Here is a 2427-nt window from a genome sequence, read left to right as displayed (position 1 = left end):
TATAATCAATCTGAGCCATTGCTAACATCTCCTAATAACCTCCTGCTGAACGTTGTTGGTCCAACGAGGAGTGTAAAGTTATTTTTGGAGGTTGGCAAGTGGCTCTTTTTTGTCTGAGGGAATATCAGAAATTAAGTTCCGATCATTACATTTCTAGAATGCCATAAACAACCGAGTGTCAATCCATTTTCTAAACCAATTCGTTCTCCTGCAAAGAGACTATATATCAGATGGACTATTTGATTGTTCCAGTTTATTCCTTCCATTACAACAACAAATACAGGAGGCCAGAATATAAGCAACCAAGGCATTAAAGAACCGAATTTATTAAAATTTGATGCAACAAAAAGAATGGCTCCAGCCATAAACGCAATAAGCAAAGATAGGATTAGCAACAAAGGTACATACCAGGTTGATGTTGGATGATAAAACCAACGCTGAGATAACGTTTCACCAAGTCCTGGAAGTAAAAGTAGTCCCAAAAAAACAAACACAAAACTAATTATTCCAATAGAAACAGGACTTTTCATTCGCATATTTTTTCAATCCTTTTTAATTATTTTAATAATCAATTTAAATCTTATCATACATTTTTCTATAACTAAATCGTTGCCTCCGTTGCTCTAGCTCCCCAACTTTACAACCTTGCCACTATGTAAATAATTAAATACTCAACAAGTAGCCGTGGACTCTTCATTTCCATTTAACTGCCCATTTGTTGAGATAGTCAATGGATAATTGCAGTGTAAAAAACGTTTTACTTGTTATCTTTGACTTTGAATTCAACTTGCGATTTTATTTTATACTCTCTTTTGGAATCGTTGGTTTGCACATAAAAGTCAGCAAAACCATTGACTTCATAATGACCAGCAAGAAATTGATTGTCATTAATGGCTTCAATAAAATTCACGTATTCTTCGCTATCTTCAGCACTATATACACCACTACCTTTGTACTCTTCACGTAGTGGTTCTCCCTTCGTTATAGTAGTAGTTAATAAGGGCTCCTCCATAATATATCCTATCTCATAACCTCTTGTTTTTTCATACATGGGAAAATGAAATGGGGAGGCTGCATGAAAGATTTTAATCTCATCTTTATCCCCTACATACTCTAATTCTGCATATATTCCTACTTGTTCATTCGCTTCATATTGTCCTTTCTCCGATACTAATCGATAAATGAAATCGTCTTCCGTTACCTCTGATACTTGCTTTGAACTTTTATTATTTTTACCTTTTGATGTATCACTGTTAACGTCTTCCAAATTACAGCTTGCCAATAAAAATATAAATAATATAGTAAGATATCTATAAAGCTTCCTCATAAAGTGCCTCCTACGACATAACAAATAGTTCCCTTTACCTTTTAGCTCCATTCTTTTTATTAGACGATTACTACTCTTATCAGTTTCAATATTTAGACTATTATTTTTAAATTCCCTCGCTTTAACTGACCTTTAACACAATAGGAGTTGCCGCCACAACGACAACTCCTTGTTCTGTTCTTGAACCCGATTGATTAAATTACATACCTGACATTCCAGCTATAATTACAAAGGTAGTCCAAAGGAAACCAATCACAAGCGTCCCACCTGAGAGTGTTCTAAGTAAAACAGGGAACAATGTTTCCTTATAACTTTTTCTTTTTTTCAAAGATAGGATGATGAATATGACACCTAATAATCCGATTAAATAAGCAAAAACAACTCCTACCCAATACCATGTCAATCCCTTACCCCAATACGCCATATCCTGAAATAAAATGCTGAGATAAAATACACCCAGAGCACATATCAGCGACGATAAAGTATAAATTAATTGTTTTCTCATTTTATTTGTTCAATCACCCCTGATACCACTGAAATCCCCCACTCTCAATCAATTCTTCCTTGAATTCTAACATAGCTACTCCACAATCTGGCCCTTTTCTGCAATAGGTTTTTTTGGTTCGTTTGTAAAAGTATACCTTTACGAACGGTTTATTTTTTCATCTAATAGATAGCTATAAACGTTCGTAAATAACAAGAAAATAATTATGAACGTCCATTTAATTTGACGTACATTTACGAACGGAAATGAGGTATAATGAAGAAGGTACACTGGATGTTTGTGGAAAGGAATGCTAGTAGTAAATGGAAAACAGACGAATGGGTTATATAAGAGTAAGCAGTAAAGATCAAAATGAAGAAAGACAAATTGCTGCTATGAAAGAACACGGGATTAATGAAAGAGATATTTTCATGGATAAAGTAAGTGGAAAAGATTTTCAACGAGAAAATTATCAATTACTCAAACGTATTCTTCGTAAAGGCGATGTTTTGTATATTCATTCTCTCGACCGTTTCGGAAGAAATAAAAACGAGATTGTCGAAGAATGGAACGATATTACCAAAAATATTCAAGCTGATATTGTTGTGTTAGACAT

The 2427-nt window shown here is 34.0% G+C and carries 4 protein-coding genes; 1 reads left to right on the top strand and 3 read right to left on the bottom strand.

The window, feature by feature from the left end:
• Nucleotides 1-131 precede the first annotated feature (131 nt).
• The 3 genes from BLT18_RS17850 to BLT18_RS18510 form a co-directional block, all read right to left on the bottom strand.
• Nucleotides 132-536, bottom strand: a complete 405-nt coding sequence (locus tag BLT18_RS17850) for a hypothetical protein (protein WP_091277129.1) — start codon at nt 534-536, stop codon at nt 132-134.
• Nucleotides 537-757: 221 nt separating this feature from the next.
• A complete protein-coding gene (locus BLT18_RS17845; RefSeq protein ID WP_091277126.1) occupies nt 758-1327 on the bottom strand; it encodes a hypothetical protein in 570 nt (189 codons plus the stop codon).
• Between the two features lie 199 nt (nt 1328-1526).
• Nucleotides 1527-1832, bottom strand: coding sequence for a hypothetical protein (locus BLT18_RS18510; RefSeq protein ID WP_091277123.1), 306 nt, complete (start codon nt 1830-1832; stop codon nt 1527-1529).
• Nucleotides 1833-2134: 302 nt separating this feature from the next.
• Here BLT18_RS18510 and BLT18_RS17835 point away from each other — a divergent pair.
• On the top strand, nt 2135-2427 hold a 293-nt coding region (locus BLT18_RS17835), incomplete at its 3' end, for a recombinase family protein (protein ID WP_139184771.1).

It is taken from the genome of Alteribacillus persepolensis (assembly GCF_900099605.1).
GTDB lineage: Bacteria > Bacillota > Bacilli > Bacillales > Marinococcaceae > Alteribacillus > Alteribacillus persepolensis.
This window is presented reverse-complemented; position numbering and strand designations above follow the sequence as displayed.